At 60.7% G+C, this 18,366-nt stretch carries 14 protein-coding genes; 5 read left to right on the top strand and 9 right to left on the bottom strand.

Features of this window, described 5'->3' with window-relative positions:
• Positions 1–7 precede the first annotated feature (7 nt).
• The 5 genes from rbsA to I6L46_RS06225 all read left to right on the top strand — a co-directional run bounded on the left by rbsA (position 8) and on the right by I6L46_RS06225 (position 5,453).
• Positions 8–1,537, top strand: a complete 1,530-nt coding sequence (gene rbsA / locus I6L46_RS06245; RefSeq protein WP_216977664.1) for a ribose ABC transporter ATP-binding protein RbsA — start codon at positions 8–10, stop codon at positions 1,535–1,537.
• The gene (rbsC, locus tag I6L46_RS06240; RefSeq protein ID WP_005336670.1) at positions 1,534–2,502 is read left to right on the top strand and encodes a ribose ABC transporter permease; all 969 of its coding nucleotides are present in this window, start codon (positions 1,534–1,536) and stop codon (positions 2,500–2,502) included. The genes rbsA and rbsC overlap by 4 nt, the downstream gene beginning before the upstream one ends.
• Before the next feature lie 30 nt (positions 2,503–2,532).
• Entirely contained in the window at positions 2,533–3,408 is an 876-nt protein-coding gene (rbsB, locus tag I6L46_RS06235; protein ID WP_040065583.1) for a ribose ABC transporter substrate-binding protein RbsB, read from the top strand.
• Positions 3,409–3,516: 108 nt separating this feature from the next.
• Complete coding sequence (rbsK, locus tag I6L46_RS06230) at positions 3,517–4,449, top strand: ribokinase (RefSeq protein ID WP_124929418.1); 933 nt, start codon at positions 3,517–3,519, stop codon at positions 4,447–4,449.
• Positions 4,449–5,453 carry a substrate-binding domain-containing protein gene (locus tag I6L46_RS06225; protein ID WP_216977663.1) on the top strand — a complete coding sequence of 335 codons (1,005 nt, stop codon included), beginning with the start codon at positions 4,449–4,451 and terminating at the stop codon, positions 5,451–5,453. Before rbsK ends, I6L46_RS06225 begins: the two co-directional genes overlap by 1 nt.
• Positions 5,454–5,540: 87 nt before the next feature.
• On the opposite strand, the gene I6L46_RS06220 is transcribed toward I6L46_RS06225, so the two are convergent.
• The 9 genes from I6L46_RS06220 to pheS form a co-directional block, all read right to left on the bottom strand.
• On the bottom strand, positions 5,541–7,190 hold the full coding sequence (locus tag I6L46_RS06220; RefSeq protein ID WP_216978020.1) for a diguanylate cyclase: 1,650 nt from the start codon (positions 7,188–7,190) through the stop codon (positions 5,541–5,543).
• On the bottom strand, positions 7,190–7,666 hold the full coding sequence (locus I6L46_RS06215; protein ID WP_043820367.1) for a hypothetical protein: 477 nt from the start codon (positions 7,664–7,666) through the stop codon (positions 7,190–7,192). Before I6L46_RS06215 ends, I6L46_RS06220 begins: the two co-directional genes overlap by 1 nt.
• Positions 7,667–7,757: 91 nt before the next feature.
• Positions 7,758–8,531, bottom strand: a complete 774-nt coding sequence (cobB, locus tag I6L46_RS06210; protein WP_005351956.1) for a Sir2 family NAD+-dependent deacetylase — start codon at positions 8,529–8,531, stop codon at positions 7,758–7,760.
• Positions 8,532–8,591: 60 nt separating this feature from the next.
• Positions 8,592–9,233, bottom strand: coding sequence for a GNAT family N-acetyltransferase (locus tag I6L46_RS06205; RefSeq protein ID WP_216977662.1), 642 nt, complete (start codon positions 9,231–9,233; stop codon positions 8,592–8,594).
• A gap of 3 nt (positions 9,234–9,236) precedes the next feature.
• Complete coding sequence (locus I6L46_RS06200) at positions 9,237–10,481, bottom strand: response regulator (RefSeq protein ID WP_069527574.1); 1,245 nt, start codon at positions 10,479–10,481, stop codon at positions 9,237–9,239.
• A complete protein-coding gene (locus I6L46_RS06195; RefSeq protein ID WP_216977661.1) occupies positions 10,468–14,457 on the bottom strand; it encodes a transporter substrate-binding domain-containing protein in 3,990 nt (1,329 codons plus the stop codon). Before I6L46_RS06195 ends, I6L46_RS06200 begins: the two co-directional genes overlap by 14 nt.
• A gap of 15 nt (positions 14,458–14,472) precedes the next feature.
• A complete protein-coding gene (gene ihfA / locus I6L46_RS06190) occupies positions 14,473–14,769 on the bottom strand; it encodes an integration host factor subunit alpha (protein WP_005300715.1) in 297 nt (98 codons plus the stop codon).
• Positions 14,770–14,772: 3 nt separating this feature from the next.
• On the bottom strand, positions 14,773–17,160 hold the full coding sequence (pheT, locus tag I6L46_RS06185) for a phenylalanine--tRNA ligase subunit beta (RefSeq protein ID WP_216977660.1): 2,388 nt from the start codon (positions 17,158–17,160) through the stop codon (positions 14,773–14,775).
• A 12-nt stretch (positions 17,161–17,172) separates the two neighbouring features.
• A complete protein-coding gene (gene pheS, locus I6L46_RS06180) occupies positions 17,173–18,156 on the bottom strand; it encodes a phenylalanine--tRNA ligase subunit alpha (protein WP_005351972.1) in 984 nt (327 codons plus the stop codon).
• Positions 18,157–18,366 lie beyond the last annotated feature (210 nt).

Genomic DNA, 18,366 nt, shown 5'->3' with positions numbered 1-18,366 from the left:
GCTGCAAATGAGCACAACCTCTCCCCTCTCACCCATTCTGGAGCTGACCGGGATCGTCAAGACCTTCCCCGGTGTGCGCGCCCTCGACGAAGCGGGTCTGCGGGTCTATCCGGGCCAGGTGATGGCCCTGCTCGGTGAAAATGGCGCCGGCAAATCCACCCTGATGAAGGTGCTGACCGGCATCTATCAGGCTGATGCGGGCAGCGTCAGCTACCGCGGTCAGTCGGTTCACTTCAAGGGCCCCCGCGACTCTCAGGATCAGGGGATCAGCATCATCCATCAGGAGCTGAACCTGCTGCCGGAGTTGTCGATTGCCGCCAACATCTTCCTCGGTCGCGAACCCCGTACCCGTTTTGGCAGCATCGACCACAAACAACTGCGCGAGCGGGCAAGTGGCCTGCTGGCGCGACTTGGCGTCAAACACGGGCCGGATACCCGGCTCGGGGATCTCTCCATCGGCGAACAGCAGATGGTGGAGATTGCCAAGGCGCTGTCGTTCGATGCCAGCGTCATCATCATGGATGAACCCACCGATGCGCTGACCGATACCGAGACCGAGCAGCTGTTCAAGGTTATCCGCGAGCTGCGTGAGCAGGGTTGCGGCATCGTCTATATCTCCCACCGCCTCAAGGAGATCTTCGAGATCTGCGATCGGGTCACCGTGCTGCGCGATGGCAAGTGGATCGGTGAGAAGGCGGTGCGTGATCTGGATGAAGACAAGATCATCGAGATGATGGTGGGTCGCCGACTGGAAGAGCAGTACCCGCGCCTTGAGCGCGAGCTTGGCCCCGTCAGCTTGCAGGTGAAGGATCTGGCAGGCCCCGGCGTGCGCGGGGTGAGCTTCTCCCTGCGTCAGGGGGAAATTCTGGGTTTTAGCGGCCTCATGGGTTCCGGTCGTACCGAGCTGATGAAGCTGATATACGGTGCCAGCCCTGTCAGCAGCGGTGAAATCACGGTAGATGGCCACGCGCTGGTGCCAACCAGTCCGGCCGATGGTCTGGCCGCAGGCATCGCCTATATCTCCGAAGATCGCAAGGGGGATGGACTGGTGCTGGAGCTGTCGGTGCGCGAAAACATGAGTCTGTGCGCCCTCGACGAGTTCATCAGCAACGGCAAGATCGATGGCAAGGCCGAACGGCAGGCGGTGAGCGACTATGTGCGCCTGTTCAACATCAAGACCCCGAGTCAGGATCAGCTGATAAAGCTACTCTCCGGCGGCAACCAGCAGAAGGTGGCCATCGCCAAAGGGCTGCTGACCCGGCCCAAGGTGCTGATCCTCGACGAGCCGACCCGCGGCGTCGACGTGGGGGCGAAAAAGGAAATTTATCAGCTGATCAACCAGTTCAAGAAGGAGGGGATGAGCATCATTCTGGTCTCCTCCGAAATGCCGGAAGTGCTCGGCATGAGTGATCGCATCATGGTGATGCACGAAGGGCGCATCAGCGCAGAGTTCAACACCCGCGATGCCAATCAGGAGAAGCTGATGGCGGCGGCAGTCGGTAAACAGTGGCAATCAGAGCAAGAGGCAGCACAATGACAACCCAAACCCTTTCCCGCCGTGGCGTCATGAGCAAGGCGTGGTGGATCGAGAACAAATCCCTGGTCGCGCTGCTGGTCCTGATTGGTGTGGTCTCCTTTTTGAGCCCCAACTTCTTCACCGCCGACAACCTCCTCAATATCCTGCGCCAAACCTCGGTCAACGCCATCATGGCGGTCGGTATGACGCTGGTTATCCTCACCGCCGGTATCGATCTGTCGGTCGGCTCGGTACTGGCCCTGTGTGGTGCGCTGGCCGCCACCATGGTTGCCATGGAGCTGCCGATCTGGCTGGTGGTGCCCCTCACTCTGGGGGCCGGTGCCCTGCTGGGCGGCGTCAGCGGCCTGATCATTGCCAAGGGCAAGGTGCAGGCATTTATCGCTACCCTGGTCACCATGACCGCCCTGCGCGGTATCACCATGGTCTATACCGAGGGTCGCCCCATCTCCACCGGTTTCAGTGACGGCGCCGATCACTTCGCCTGGCTCGGTACCGGTTACCTGTTCGGTCTGCCGGTGCCCATCTGGCTGATGGCTATCGTCTTCCTGCTCGCCTGGTTCATGCTCAACCATACCCGTCTCGGTCGCTATATCTACGCGCTGGGTGGCAACGAATCGGCTACCCGCCTCTCCGGTATCAATGTGGATCGGGTGAAGCTGGCGGTGTATGGTCTGTGCGGCGCGCTCTCGGCACTGGCAGGGCTTATCGTTACCTCTCGCCTCTCCTCTGCCCAGCCAACAGCGGGCATGGGTTACGAGCTGGATGCCATCGCCGCCGTGGTGCTGGGTGGTACCAGCCTGATGGGCGGCAAGGGCCGCATCATGGGGACCCTGATAGGGGCGCTGATCATCGGCTTCCTGAATAACGCCCTCAACCTGCTCGACGTATCCTCCTATTACCAGATGATCGCCAAGGCCAGCGTGATCTTGCTTGCCGTGATGATCGATAACAAAAGCAATCGTTGATAAGACAAGCCACACACAAGGAATGAAATGATGAAAAAGCTCAATACCCTGCTCACTGCCGCCATCATGTCCGTGCTGGGCACCGCCCATGCCGCCGATCAAACCCTGGCCATGGTGGTCTCCACCCTCAATAACCCCTTCTTTGTCACCATGAAAGAGGGTGCCGAAGCCAAAGCCAAAGAGCTTGGCTACGAGCTGGTGGTACTGGATTCCCAGAATGACCCGGCCAAAGAGCTCTCCAACATGGAAGATCTCACCGTACGCAAGGTCGGCGCCATTCTGATCAACCCCACCGACTCCGAAGCTGTCGGCAACGCCATTCGTCTGGCCAACCGCGCCAGCATTCCGGTACTGACCCTGGACCGCGGCGCTGCGCAGGGTGAGGTCAAGGCCCACATTGCCTCCGACAACGTGGCGGGCGGTAAGCTGGCCGGTGACTTTATCACCGAGAAACTGGGTACCGGTGCCAAGGTGATCCAGCTCGAAGGGATTGCCGGTACCTCCGCCGCCCGTGACCGTGGCGAAGGTTTTGCCCTGGCCGTGGCGGCCAACAAGCTGCAGGTGCTGGCTTCCCAGCCTGCCGACTTTGACCGCACCAAGGGTCTGAACGTCATGGAAAACCTGCTGGCCGCCCATCCGACCGTACAGGCTGTGTTCGCCCAGAACGACGAGATGGCGCTGGGTGCCATCCGCGCGGTGCAGGCTGCCGGCAAAGAGGTGATGATCGTCGGCTTCGACGGCACTGACGATGGCAAAGCCGCCGTAGCCAAGGGTAAACTGGCCGCCACCGTGGCCCAGCAGCCTGCCCTGATTGGTGCCATCGGCGTCGAGACTGCCGACAAGGTGCTGAAAGGTCAGCCGGTCGAGAAATCCATTCCGGTACCGCTGCAAGTGGTCAGCAAATAAATCACAAGGGGGAGGCTCGCCTCCCCTTTTCCCTCTCGTTCAGGTGCCTCCCGGCTTGAGCTCACGCCATCACAGTGTTCAAGCCAAGATGCATCAGGAGTAGTCAACATGAATCGTCTCGTCGTTCTGGGCAGTGTCAATGCAGACCATGTGCTGCGCGTTCCCCACTTTCCTCGCCCGGGTGAAACCCTGACCGGCCACAGCTATCAGGTGGTCCCGGGTGGCAAGGGGGCCAATCAGGCAGTCGCAGCTGCCCGCCTCGGCGCCCCCGTCTCCTTTATCGCCCGCATCGGTGATGACGCCATCGGCCACCAGATGAAGAGTGGCTTTGCCAAAGATGGCATCGACGTCAGCGCCGTCGAACTCGATCCCAAGCTCCCGACCGGCATCGCCATCATTTATGTCAGCGATGAGGGGGAGAACAGCATCGGCATCTCCGCCGAGGCCAACGGTGCCATCACTCCGGCTGTGGTGAAAAACCACGAAGCCATGATCGCCGACGCCCACACCCTGCTGTTGCAGCTGGAAGTGCCGCTGGAGAGCGTCCATGAAGCTGCACGGCTGGCCCGCGCCCACGGCACCCGGGTGGTGCTCAACCCCGCCCCTGCCCGTCCGCTCTCCGCTGAGCTGTTGGCGCTGGTGGATCTTATCACCCCCAACCAGACCGAGGCCGAGCTGTTGACCGGCGTAAAAGTCACCGATGAAGCGAGCGCCCGCGAGGCGGCCGCCCGCTTCCACCAGATGGGCATTGCGGATGTGATGATCACCCTGGGCTCCCAGGGGGTTTACTGCAGCAACGCACAGCAGCAACAGCTGATCCCGGGCTTTCGGGTCAAGGCGGTGGATACCACTGCCGCGGGCGATACCTTCAACGGCGCCCTGCTGGCGGCGGAACTGGCCGGTGCCGATTTCCACAGCGCGGTACGCTTTGCCCATGGGGCGGCGGCGCTCTCCGTCACCCGATTCGGCGCCCAGAGCTCCATCCCGAGCAAGCAGGAGGTCGACACCTTCCTGCTTGAGCAGACTGCGCAGGGGCACTGATGGCCAATATCAAGGAGGTGGCGGCGAGGGCCCAGGTCTCCACCACCACCGTCTCCCATGTCATCAACGAGACCCGCTTCGTCGCCGAGGAGACCCGTGAGCGGGTCTTCGCGGCCATGCGCGATCTCAACTATGCCCCGAGTCTGGTGGCCCGCAGCCTCAAGGTGAAGGAGACCAACAGTATCGGTATGCTGGTCACCACCTCCAGCAACCCCTTCTTTGCCGAGGTGGTGCGCGGGGTGGAGCGCTATTGCTTCGAGCAGGGCTACAACCTGATGCTGGGCAACACCGAAGGGCAGGCAGAAACCGCCCTCTCCTACCTCAAGATGATGCTGCGCAAGCGGGTCGATGGCCTGCTGATCATGTGTAGCGAAGGACAGCAAGAGGTGTTCAATCAGCTCGACTGGCTCAAGAGCCTGCCGGTGGTGGTGATGGATTGGGGTCTGGTTAGCGAGGATGTGGATCTTATCGCCGACAACTCCTTCCATGGCGGTTATCTGGCGACCCGCCATCTGATTGAGCTGGGCCATACCGCCATCGGCTGTATCACAGGCCCCCACAGCCGCGCCCCCGCCAACCAGCGCCAAGCTGGCTTCGAGCAGGCGTTGCAGGAGGCAGGTCTCACGATCAATCAAGAGTGGATCCAGGAGGGGGACTTTGACTGCGCCAGCGGCCATCAGGCGATGACTCGTCTGCTGGCATTGCCCGAGCGTCCCACCGCCCTCTTTGTCTGCAACGACATGATGGCGATGGGGGCCATCAGTGCCGCCCATCAGGCGGGGCTGGTGATCCCGCGGGATATCTCCATCGTTGGCTATGACAATGTGGCACTGGCAGAATTTATGTCGCCGCCGCTCACCACCGTCAACCAGCCCAAAGAGGAGCTGGGACGCCTCGCCGTCACCCGCCTGCTGGCCCGCATCAACGGTGAAGCGGTGGAGAACCACCTGATCACCGTCGACCCAGACCTGGTGATCAGGCAATCCTGCGCCCCTCGCACCTGACGTTCAGGGGCAATAAATGAAACAAGGCGACCCCGAGGTCGCCTTGTTTCATTTTGTCTCTTGCCGGTGCAATACCGCTTTTTGCCCTCAGGCCAGCGACCGGGTCTCCCTGGCTGCCAGCACTTGCAGTGGCACCAGCCCCAATCGTCTGGCCAGAGGCTGCAACAACTCGCCATCTTCATCACCCTGCGGCAGCCAGTAGCGAACGGGCCAGCCTACTGCCAGCTGCGCCGCGGTGGTGCTGCCAATCGCTCTGAGCGCCAGAGTGCAACCCTGTTGCCGCAATCCCGCCAGCAAGGCACCATCCGGCTGTAGCGTCGGTACCAGCAACACTAGCGGCGTGCAGGAAGCCTCCGGCAAATAGGCCAGTAGATGGGTCAGCTGGGCCTGATTGTCGAGCGGGACCAGCAGTGTCCGACCATCGGCATACTGCGCCTCGTGCGTTTGCAGCACACGGGCCAACACGGGCCCCAGTACGCCGCACTCCTGCAGCCAGCGCATATGGCATGGGACTCCCTGCTCACGCCACTCAAGCGCCAATTGCCACATCTCGTTGCCCTGTCCGTCCGTCAGCGCCTGCAATGCCACTCGCAGCGGTGCAGGCTCGCGCCCCGCCAGCCACTCTCGCAGCTGATGAAGCTGCTGTTGACTCAACTGCAACTGTTGCAGCATGGCAGGCTCAAACCAGCTGATCGCCCCCTCCTGGCTACGCTTGGCCTGGTTAAGGGCCAGGATGGCCTGATCCAGCAGCCGGGCGGCATCCTGTTGCTGCGCCTTGGCGACCCCGAGTCGACAGGCCAGATCGAAGCTGCACTCCCGGGTCACGAACTCGAAATGGAGCAGATCCACCAGCTCATGAATGGCGGTTTCCAGCGCATCATTCGCCTTGGTCAGCACCACGGCAAATTCATCTCCGCCGAGCCGGTAAGCGTGGCTGCCATGGGCCTGCTGCAGCTTGTTGGCCACCATCTGCAACAGCCGATCACCGACCTGATAACCCAGCAGATCATTGACCTGCTTGAAGCGCTTGAGATCGAGCACCACCAGGGCGCTCACATCATCAGCATGCAGAGCGCGAGAGAGCTGCTCCTGCAGGGCACGGCGGTTGCCAAGCAGGGTCAGGGGATCGAGCAGGGCAAGCCGACGGTTCGCCAGATTGGCGCGAATGAGGGCAGCGACCAGAGCGCCACCGGTCAGCAGCAGGATCAGTTGCCAGATCTGCAGCCAGAACAGGCTGTTGCGGATTTGGCTGACCGAATGCTCCCGCTCCTGGCCGGAGAGGATCTGATCCCCTATCTGCTCGACGAGGCGGGTCTGGCTGGCGATCGCCTCCTGCAAGCGGGCAAGCTCAGCCCCCTCGCGCAGCGCACCAGCCTCCATCTGGGGTTCGAGCTGCTTGATCTGCTCGAACAGGGTGGCCAGCACTTTACCGAGACCGTGCCGCTGGCGCATCTCGGCGGTTTCACTGCTGATGAGGAAGATATCGAGCCGGTTCCACAGCAGATCGTAATCGAGGCTCAGGGTCTCCATCGACAGTCTGCCAGCCCGGTAGAGCTGCAGGTCATAGAGGAAACGCTGGGATTCGAGCATTACCTGGCTGATGTTCCAGTGGACATTGCGGTAGAAAGTATCGACCAGCTGCTCCTGCCGATACTGCAGATAGAGGCTGCTGCCCGACGAGAGCAGAAACAGCAGCGACACCGCAACCAACAGCAGTTTGTGGCGGGACAGCCCCATCAATCGACGATCTCGATGCGGGTCACCTGCCACACCATGCAGTTATGAATGGCAGGCACGTCCAGCTTGGGATAGGTGGTGAACGGGATGAGCAGCCAGAGCGGCCCTTTGTTGCGCCGGGTCAGCGGTTTGCCGTCCTCCTGACGCACCAGGGTCAGCGGCACGCCGTCGAACAGGGCCAGATCCACCACCTGCTGATAGCCGTTGAGGGCCGAGACGGCGATCTTGCGAGCATCCGGGATCCCTTGCGCCGCCAGCACGGCTGACAGGGTCGGCCCGCGATAGTGGTGGGCGCCCTGAGTCCAGGGGGTAGTGGTGGTGAATTCGGTCTGTGGCAAGGCGGAGAGAGCCGCCTCATCGAGGTTCACCTGCTGGCCATCTGGCAGTATCAGGGTCATCAGGGGGATGGAGGCCGATGCACTGGCACTGGCCAGCACCAGGAGAAAAAAAGCGATCCATTGCTTGACTGCGGTCATGGTAATTTGCGCCAACTGCGTCCCATTTTTTAAATGGTTGCCAGTGTGGCGATTTCACCGAACCATTGCAACTGTCCCGTCGCACAGTAGCTCAGGGACCGCGCATCTCCATCCAGTTGTGCCCCTCGACTTGCCTCGGTTGATGAATGCCGCACGCCTCCAGCAACTCATCGACATAGGCGGGCACCAGTAGGGAGGCTGGGCCATAACGTTTCTCGTCAAACTGGCTACCTACCTCGCTCGGTTCGAGATTAAGCTCGATGGTGTGCGCCCCGTTCAATCCCGCCTCATGGACAAACCCGGCGGCCGGATAGACGGCGCCAGAGGTGCCGATGGAGATAAAGAGATCGCACTGGGCCAGCGCGCTGTAGATGCGATCCAGCCCGAGCGGCATTTCACCAAACCAGACCACATGGGGACGCATCGGCTGAGGGAACTGGCAGCAGGAGCAGAGCTCGTCCTGATGGAGATCGCCGCGCCACTCGATCACCTGACCGGACTCGGGGCAACGGGCCTTGAGCAGCTCCCCGTGCATATGGATAAGGTTCTTGCTGCCAGCGCTCTCGTGCAGATTGTCGATGTTCTGGGTGACCAGGGTGACCGTGCCGGGCAGCAGTCGCTCGAGGCGGGCCAGCGCATAGTGGGCCGGATTGGGGTGAACCTGGGGCTGTTGCAGCTGTTTGCGGCGGGAGTTGTAAAAGCGCAGCACCAGTTCGGGATCCCGGGCATACCCCTCGGGGGTCGCCACATCCTCGACCTTGTGCTCTTCCCACAAACCGTCGCAGGCACGAAAAGTCTTGATGCCGGATTCGGCAGAGATCCCCGCGCCGGTCAGGATCACGATATGTTTATATGACTGCGCCATAAGCTGCTCCGTCTATCCCCGCACAATAAATGTGACCTTAGCACAGGGAAAAAAGTGTCACTATTCGCCCTTGGTCTTAAGCGGCGCCGCTGGCGGTGCGGGTAACCAGGCATCCAGTACCGACAGATCCAGCCTGACAAAGACCATCTCCCGCCCGGTCACCAGGGTCAGCGGCAAGCCAAGGCGCTTGAGCAGGGTCAGCATCGGCCGGTTCTGGGCCAACACTTCCGCCGTCCACTCCCGGATCCCGTCCTCCCTGGCCAGCAGTGCCAGCGCCAGCAGAATCCGCCTCCCCGCCCCCTTGTGCTGAAAGTGATCCGCCACGATGCAAGAAAACTCCGCCCGATCGGGATGAAGGCGGCGGCGGATTGATTGCGCCTGAGCCAGCGGCTCACCAGCCAGATCGGTCAGTAGCAGCGAGATTTGTTGTTCGGGATGGTAATTGAGAAATTGGGCTACCTGTTCCGGTGGCGGCGTCCGTTTCGGACGCATAAAGCGCAGATAGATGCTCTCTTCACTCAATGCATCGTAAGCAGCCAGCATGCGGGCAGGCGGCACCCCATGCAGCTCGCGCAGCAGGCAAGGCACCCCGGATACCTCCATAGCCAGTGGCAGCGCAGCTCGGGAAAGCGGATGGGGCCAGCCCTCCAGTCCTTTGCCAAGGCGCTCCCGGTGCATGGGCCAGCAGAGGTAGCGCGGCATGGCTTACCAGCGCCCCGTCATACCGCGCTCTCGCCACACCTCGACGTCGAGCAGGTTGTAAGGATCATCCAGATAGACGGCGATCCCCAGCTCCCGAACCCGGGCCATAAAACGCCCCAGCAGGGAGTCACCGGTCAAGGACTCCATCTCCGGCAAGATCCCCTGCCCCAGCAGCAAGGCTTGCAGCGGCAAACGCTCCAGCAGATCGAATGGCAGATGCTGGCTGTTATCGAGCAGCAGCGCCAGCTTGCTCCCCGCCAGACTGGCTTGCAGCACCAGCGCGAAGCGATCGGCATTGCCGAGCAGGTGGTCACGACGGTGGATCAGCAGGGTCAGTTCGGCTGGGGTACGCGACTGCTCCGTCAGCCAATCCTTGAGCGCCTCCCAGCGGCTGGGCAAACCCGTTACCGCCAGCCAGACCGGATGAGGGGTCGCGGGACTGGAGAGCAGCCCAAGCTGACCCTGCACCTCCCCCTGCCACCGGCGGATGGAGCGGCGCTGGCCGCTCAAGCGCTGCTGACGCAGCGGGCCCAGATAAAGTCGACGCAGCAACCTGAGCAGCTCGTCGCAATCAAGCGGCTTTGCCAGTGCAGCCAGAATGTTGAAACCGGCATCGTGCAGCAGGCGGCGGGCACCGTCGATCAGCGTCTGCTCATGGGCCGAAAGCAGCACAATGGGCAGCCCGGCCTCCTGCAACTGGGGCTGGTTCATCAGCAGACTGATGGCATCTTGCTCCACTAGGCTGAGATCGCACACCAGCAGGCTGATGTCGCCCGCCGACAATGCAGCAAGACAGGCCGATTCATCCTGTACCCACTGACAGGAGAGCCCCAACCCGGCGATGGTCTGTTGCAGTTGCATCCCCTGAAACGGGTGATCCTCGAGCAGCAGCACCTTGTTAGCGGCCAGCCAGTTGCACCAGTTACGGTAACTGGCGGCAAGCCCCCCCAGCCAATCCTCGCCAATAGCGTAAATTCCCTCATGCTGCTGCAACTGGGGGAAGTAATCCGCCTGCTGATGAGCGGCGGGGTCGTAAAGGGCAATGGCACCTGCCGCAAACAACCCTTCCCACTGCCAGCAGGCATCCGGTCGGGTACGGTGCAGCGTGACATAGGAGGGCAATGTCATGGTGCTGGCCAACTCATGGGCGGTGCTGTCGAGGGCATAGAGCACAATGGGGCAAAATCCTGCCGCCTCATGCTCTTCCGAATCGAGCAACGCCAGTAATTCTTCATCAGTGATGATCATCTTGAGCCCTCTTTGAAAACTGCTGGCTGAACTCATCCAGTGCCCGGTTCAATCTGGCTTGCAGCATCGGATGGGGCGCCTGTTGCCACTCTTCAATGACCGCAACCAACGCAGTCGCCCCTACCATTCTGGCGGCCCCCTTCAACTTGTGTAAAGCAGCATTCACGCCAACTTCATCTTCTTCTGTGCTGCAACGCTCAAGTTCGGCCAAATCATCACGGGTAGCCTTCAGATAAAGGGCGGCCAGTTCATCGGTCAGCAGCGAGGCAACCGGTGTCGGGGCGACAGCATTGCTCCCCTCTTTGGCAATATGGCGCAGCAAGGTCGCCAGCTCCTTGAGGGCGACCGGCTTGTCCAGATGGCCATCGCAACCGCAGGATTGCAGCTCCCTTGCCGCCTGATCACTGAGATCTGCGGTGATCACATAGACCGGCAGACGGGCCCAACGGGCGGATTGGCGCAATTGCCTGCACAGCTCGGCCCCGTTCATCACCGGCATCTGCAGATCGGTCAGCACAAAATCCACCTCTTGCTGCGCCAGCATCTCCAGCGCCAGCTGCCCGTTGGCGGCAGTGATAACGCTGGCACCAAGTTGCCCCAGTTGCAGGCTGATCAGCTCGCGATTGACATCGTGATCTTCAACCAGCAGTACCCGCATGCCAAGCCCTGGCTGGGTGCCGGCGACCGGTTGATCCGGGGTCAAGCGTGGTTGCAGCAGGGTGATGATGGTCCCTGGCACCCAGGACTCCCCTTGCCAGGCCCAATAGTAGAGCCCCTTCTCGTCCACCTCCGCTTGCAGCGTATCAACGGCGTTGCTGACGGTGGCGATCCCCAATCGACTGAGCCAGGGCGAGAGAGCTTGCGCCTCATCGTGGGGTAAAGAGAGTGCCAGCTGCCGCACATTGGGCTGCCAGTCCGGCTCCTGCTGCACCCGCTTCAGGGGCAACTCGCAATAGAAGCGGCTACCGCCACCGACACGCCCCTCGACATCGATAAGCCCCCCCATCTGATCGACCAGCTGCTTGCAGATCGCCAGACCAAGACCGGTGCCCGGCGCCCGCAGCTGCCCTTCAACGGCAAACTGCTCGAACGGCATAAAGAGCGTGGTGCGCATCTTGGCGGTGATTCCCGGTCCCTGATCATCCACACCGAAGCGCAAGGTCGATGCGACCACCTCGGCCCACAGCACCACTTCCCCACGCAGGCTGAACTTGATGGCATTGGAGAGCAGGTTGTGGAGCACTTGCCGTACCCGGTGAGGGTCGAGGGTCTGCAGGGCTGGCAGAGCCGGGTCCAACTTAAGGCGCAGTTGCAATCCCTTGGCCCGCGCCTTGGTCCAGTGCACTGCCGCCACGTGCTCGCACAGTTCGGCAAAATCGGTGGGTTGCGGCGAGAGGGAGAGTTTGCTGTTTTCGTTGCGGCTAAAGTCGAGCACATCGTTGAGCAGGCCGAGCAGCTCATCCCCCGCCTGACGCACCCGCGCCAGCGCAGAGTCTTGCTCTCTCGACAAAGGAGTACTGGCCAGCCACTCCAGCAAGCCGAGCATGGCGTTCATCGGCGTGCGGATCTCGTGGCTGATGGCGGCCAAAAAGCGCCCCTTGGCCAGAACGGCCTGTTGCGCCTGCTCATGGGAGTGCTGCAATGCCTGATCCTGCTCAACCCTGGCAGTGGCATCCTGCATCACCGCATAAATTCGCCAACCCTGCGGCTGACTGCGCCCACGGCCATAGAGCTGCAACCAGCGCACCCCCTTGGTCGGATGGTGGTAGCGCATGGTGAATGCGAAGGGTTTGCCAGCCTGCAACATGGCGAACATCTCACGGCGTACCCGGCGGCGATCCTCGCGCTCCAGCATAATGAGCACCCGTTTGGGCTCACGACGGATCTGCTGACTCGCCAGCCCCAGCAGCTCGTAACAGCCCCGGCTGATAAACTCGATCCCCCCTACCCGTCCCCGCTCGAACATAAACTGCAGCACCACGCCGGGAACGGTATTGGTCAGGGCGCGCAGGCGGCGCTCTGCCTGACGCAAAAAACGGGCCTGCTCACGCAACACGCTGATATCCGACAGGGCGATGAGATCGGTGGCGGGTGCTTGCTTGTCCAGTCGCAGCGGATGCTGGGCATAGGCGAAGACCTGATCCCCCAGCACCAACTCCCCTTCACTCTTCTGAGGCTGCACCGGCGGCAGCATCAACTGCTGCGAATAGCGCAGGGCCAGACGTCGCCCCTGTTTATTGGATTTGATCACCTTGCCCTGGCTGTTGCGCAGATAGACGGGCACCGGCAACGCCTGAAACATGGTTTCCCGCAGCTCGCTCTCGATGGCCAGCGCCTTCTCGGCGGCGTGACGCTGGGCCACTTCCCGTGCCAGTTGCTGGCGGGAACGCCAGATCCCGCCGATGACGATACCGCTGATCAGCAGTGCCATGGCGATGGAGCCAAACCAGGCGGCGTAGCTCACGCCGGGCTGCTGCACGACGAGCAAGCGGCGCCAGCGCTGGTTAAGTTCGTCGATCTGGGTGCTGGTCAGCGCCATCAGGTTGCGATCCATCACCCCGGCCAGTTCGGTCTGACTCTTGTTGATGGCAAAGCCAAGACTGAAGCGATCTTCCAGCTCCTCGATATCGAGCCCTTCCAGCAAGTTGGTACGCTGGGGATATTGCAGCTGATAAAGCTCGCTCAGCATGGCGTCAGCCTTGCCCTGTTTGATCGCGGCAAGCCCCTGCTCGAGGCCGTCGGTGCGAACCCACTCCTGATCACCGAGCAGGGCGAGCAAGGAGGGATCGTAGAGGGATTCCGGCACCAGAATACGCTGCTGCTTGAGTTGGGTGATGCGATCGGCAGCCAGCTTGCGCTTGCTGATCAAGGCAAACCGGTTGGTGGAGATCGTCCGACTGAAAATGAACTGATCCGTCAATGCCGGGGATTCCGGCAAGCCGGCCATCATATCCGCCTCACCACGGCGCAGCTTTTCTACGGCCTCCGCCTTGCTGGCGGCAGGCACCAGCTTGTATTTCAAGCCGGTCTCCTGGGTGACCCAGCGCAGCACATCCGCGCTCCACCCTTTCGCCTCCCCCAGATCATTGACGCCGCTATAGGGCATCAACTCGGGATTGACCACCAGGCGAATGGTGCGACCGCGGCCGGATAACCAGGCCTGCTCGGTATCGCTGAAGTGGGGCTGGTTGACATATAGCGACCCCTGATCGAGATAACGGGCCAGATCGGTATAGATAGTACCGGCGGGCATATGACGGATCAGGGTGTCCACCAGATTGGCCAACTCCGGCTGATCACGCATCATCAAGCGATAGCTGATGATCCGATCCTCACCAAACAGGCGGCGCAGGCGCAAACCATCGGCAGGAAACTCGCGCATCAGATAGCGCAGTTGCAGATAGTCCCCCAGATAGGCATCACCCTTGCCGCTCTGCAGCGCGTCGTAGACCTTCTCTCCGCTTTTTAGGGAAATAATGCGTGCCTGAGGATAGAGCTCGTGCAACAGGCGGGCAGAGTCTGCCACCGAGTAGACCAGAAAGCGGGCCTGTTTGAGATTTTCACCCTTGTAGAGGATGGCGGCATCGGTTTCCATCATCGGACGACTTAACCGCATGCCCTCCACGGCCTTCTTGCGGGTTCCGACATAGGGAATGATGTCGCATTCCCCCTCTGCGAGCCCGTTGCGCAATGTCTGCCAATCGGGCAACTCTTTGAGCACGAGGGGAACCGGGAACAGCTCCTGCAACCGGGCGAGGCGATCCTTGAGCAGTCCCCCCTCGGCCATCAGGTATGGTGGAGGAAGCGTCGCAGGATAGCAGAGCGAAAGCTGGCTCAGTGAATTCACATAAGCCTGGGTAGCCGGCGCCAACGGCAGCACTGTGGTCTGCAAAGGCTTGGCGTGCAATGGCAGTGCCAGTACGGCACCCAGAAGAAAAACGGGGAATTTGGTCATCTGAAAACAAAAGCCAGGCATCTGCCTGGCTTTTTATCACTCGTTGGGTTCAACATTTTCTACCCTGGCCTTGAGCTTCTGGCCAGGCCGGAAGGTCACCACGCGGCGGGCGCTGATAGGAATATCCTCGCCCGTCTTGGGGTTGCGTCCGGGACGCTGATTCTTCTCACGAAGGTCAAAGTTACCGAAGCCTGAAATCTTGACTTGTTCACCACGCTCAAGCGCCTGTCGGATTTCCTCAAAGAAGGCTTCCACCATATCTTTGGCTTCACGCTTGCTCATCCCGAGCTGGGTGAACAGGTGCTCTGCAATGTCGGCTTTGGTAAGCGCCATAGATCAATCCCTCAAGGATGCATTCAACTCTTCACCAAGGGCCCGCACGACATTGTCTACGGTCTCGGCAATCTCTTTCTCCTCCAGGGTGCGCTGGGTGTCTTGCAATACAAGACTGATGGCCAGGCTCTTCTTGTCCTCTGCCATACCAGCACCCTGGTATACGTCAAACAAGTTTATTCCAACTACCTGATTTCCGCCAACTTTTTTAATTACCGCAAGCACATCACCTGCCAGAACCTGACGATCGACCACCACGGCGATGTCGCGACGGTTCGCCGGGAACTTGGAAACTTCGGCAGCAACCGGTACTTTGGCCGGGGTCAGCTTGTCCAGCTCCAGCTCAAACATCACCGCACGGCTCTTGAGGCCCAGCTTCTTCTCTAGGCTCGGGTGGATCACACCGATGTGGCCGATGATCTCGCCATTACGCAGGATGGCTGCGCTCTGGCCCGGGTGCAGGGCGCTGTGCTCGGTGCGCTCGAAGGTAAAGGTGGCCCCTTCGGCGGTCAAGTCCAGCACCGCTTCCAGATCCCCTTTCAAATCAAAGAAGTCTGCTGCACGGGTTTTGATATCCCAGTGCTCGTCGCTCTGATTGCCAGTGATGATACCGGCCAGCATCGGCTCCTGACGGATGCCGTTCTCGGCGCTTTCATCCTTGATGAAACGCAGACCCTGCTCGAACAGACGCACGCGCGGCTGCTGACGGTTCTGGTTGTAAACGACGGCCTGCACCAGACCCGGGAACAGAGAGACACGCATGGCGGACATCTCGACCGAGATCGGGTTCGGCAGTAAGATGGCATCGCTCTGCGGGAACAGGGTTTGCTGGGTCTTGGGATCGACGAAGCTGTAGGTGATCGCTTCCTGAAAACCGCGGTCAACCAGCAGGTCGCGCACGCGCTTCAGGGTCACCTGCCCTTCTGCCTGCTCCACCATCGCCAAGGAGGCAGCGGGTTTCAGGTTCGGGATGTTGTTGTAGCCGTAGATGCGAGCCACTTCCTCGATGAGGTCTTCCTCGATGGCGATATCGAAACGCCAGGAGGGTGCCAGCGCAGTCCAACCGTCAGCATCCACAGTAACCTGCATGCCAAGGCGAGTCAGGATCTCGACCACCTGAGCATCTGCCACGCTGATACCGATCACCTTGTCGAGCTTGCTGCGACGCAGCTTGATGGGTGCCGCTTTCGGCAGATGGGCATCGGATTTGACCTCGATGACCGGACCCGCTTCGCCGCCGCAGATGTCCAGCAGCAGGCGAGTTGCACGGTCCATCACCTTGGCTTGCAGCTCCGGATCCACCCCGCGCTCGAAGCGGTGGGAGGAGTCGGTGTGCAGACCGTAAGCACGAGCACGGCCAGTGATGGAGAGCGGCGCAAAGAAGGCGCACTCCAGCAGGATGTCGGTAGTGGTCTCGGATACACCGGTGCGGTTGCCACCGAAGATACCGGCCATGCAGGCAGGACCTTTGGCATCGGCAATCACCAGGGTGGTCTCTTTGAGCTTCACTTCGTTGCCGTCGAGCAGGGTCATCGGCTCGTCAGCGTGGGCGCGACGTACCACCAGTTCCCCTTCCAGGGTAGCCAGATCGAAGGCGTGCATCGGCTGACCGTATTCCAGCAGCAGATAGTTGGTGATGTCGACGATGGCGTCGATGGAGCGAATGCCGCCACGGCGCAGCTTCTCTTGCATCCAGAGCGGACTTTGGGCCTGCAGGTTCAGCCCCTTGATAACGCGCCCCAGATAACGGGGGCAATCGGCTGGCGCTTCCACCCGGATCGGGAAAGTTGCATCAATGGTGGCAACAGCTGGTGCCCAGGTCGGCTCGACCACGTCCACACTGTTGAGCACGCCGATTTCGCGGGCCAGACCGGCGATACCGAGGCAATCGGCACGGTTCGGAGTCAGATCCACGTCGATGGATACGTCGTTCAGATTGAGGTAGTCACGAATATCGGTACCAATGGGAGCATCGGCCGGCAGCTCGATGATGCCATCGGCTTCAACGTCGATACCCAGCTCGCTGAAAGAGCAGAGCATGCCGTGGGACGGTTGGCCACGCAGTTTGGCTTTCTTGATGGTGAAATCACCAGGCAGGGTCGCCCCTACTTTGGCCACGCACACTTTCAAGCCCTGACGGCAGTTCGGCGCGCCACAGACGATGTCCAGCAGTTCGGCCTCGCCCACGTTGACCTTGGTCACCCGCAGCTTGTCGGCGTCCGGATGCTGGGCGCACTCGACAACTTCACCCACCACCACATTGTTGAACTGGCCAGCAACCGCTTCCACGGCGTCCACTTCCAGACCGGCCATGGTGATCTGGTCGGCCAGCGCGTTGTCACTCAACTCGGTGCGGACCCACTCCATCACCCAGGATTTACTGAATTTCATGTTCTCTCGCCCTTACTTGAACTGCTTGAGGAAGCGCAGGTCGTTTTCAAAGAAGGCACGCAGGTCGTTGACCCCGTAACGCAGCATGGTCAGGCGCTCAACGCCCATGCCGAAGGCAAAACCGGAGTATTTTTCCGGATCGATACCGACCGAACGCAGCACGTTCGGGTGCACCATGCCGCAGCCCAGCACTTCCAGCCACTTGCCGTTCTTGCCCATCACGTCGACTTCGGCGCTCGGCTCGGTGAACGGGAAATAGGAAGGACGGAAGCGAATGGTCAGATCTTCCTCGAAGTAGTTGCGCAGGAAGTCGTGCAGAATGCCCTTCAACTCGGTAAAGCTGGCATGCTCGTCAACCAGCAGGCCTTCAACCTGATGGAACATCGGGGTGTGGGTCATGTCGTAGTCGTTACGATAGACGCGGCCCGGTGCAATGATGCGGATCGGCGGCTGCTGCTGCTGCATGGTGCGGATCTGCACACCGGAGGTATGGGTACGCAGCATCAGATCAGGATTGAAGTAGAAGGTGTCGTGATCGGTACGCGCCGGATGGTGAGCCGGAATATTCAGCGCATCGAAGTTGTGGAAACCATCTTCAATCTCGGGACCACGGGCAACCTTGAAGCCCATCTCGCCAAACAGGCGCTCGATACGCTCGATGGTGCGGGTCACCGGATGCAGACCACCATTCTCGATGCGGCGACCCGGCAGGCTGACGTCGATGGTCTCGGCAGCCAGCTTCTGGTTCAACACGGCAACTTCGAGCGCTTCACGACGCTCGTTCAGCGCATCCTGAACCTGCTGTTTGGCCTGGTTGATCACTGCGCCCGCGGCGGGACGCTCTTCGGCAGACAAGGCACCCAGGCCCTTCATCTGCTCGGTAAAAAAGCCCTTTTTACCCAGATATTTGACCCGGATTTCGTCGAGGGTCGCGATATCGCTCACGCCCTCAATTTCGGCTCTGGCTTGGCCGACTACTTCTTCAAGCTGTTGCATGTCTTCCTCGTCACCACTCCCGGTACAGGAGCCTTTAGGCTAAATAAGGTCAAGAGGGGAATAATACAAAAAAAGCCCCTTCGCTGACCATAGCTAAGGTGGGCTTTTCTCCCTACAAATCATTTTGTTATATCAAGCGAGTCTCATTGGCTTACCGCCACTATTAAAATAGTGAAAGGAGCATCAGGTTTGTTGGCATATGAACTATTT

This window comes from Aeromonas sp. FDAARGOS 1416, from assembly GCF_019048085.1.
GTDB lineage: Bacteria > Pseudomonadota > Gammaproteobacteria > Enterobacterales > Aeromonadaceae > Aeromonas > Aeromonas veronii.
This window is presented reverse-complemented; position numbering and strand designations above follow the sequence as displayed.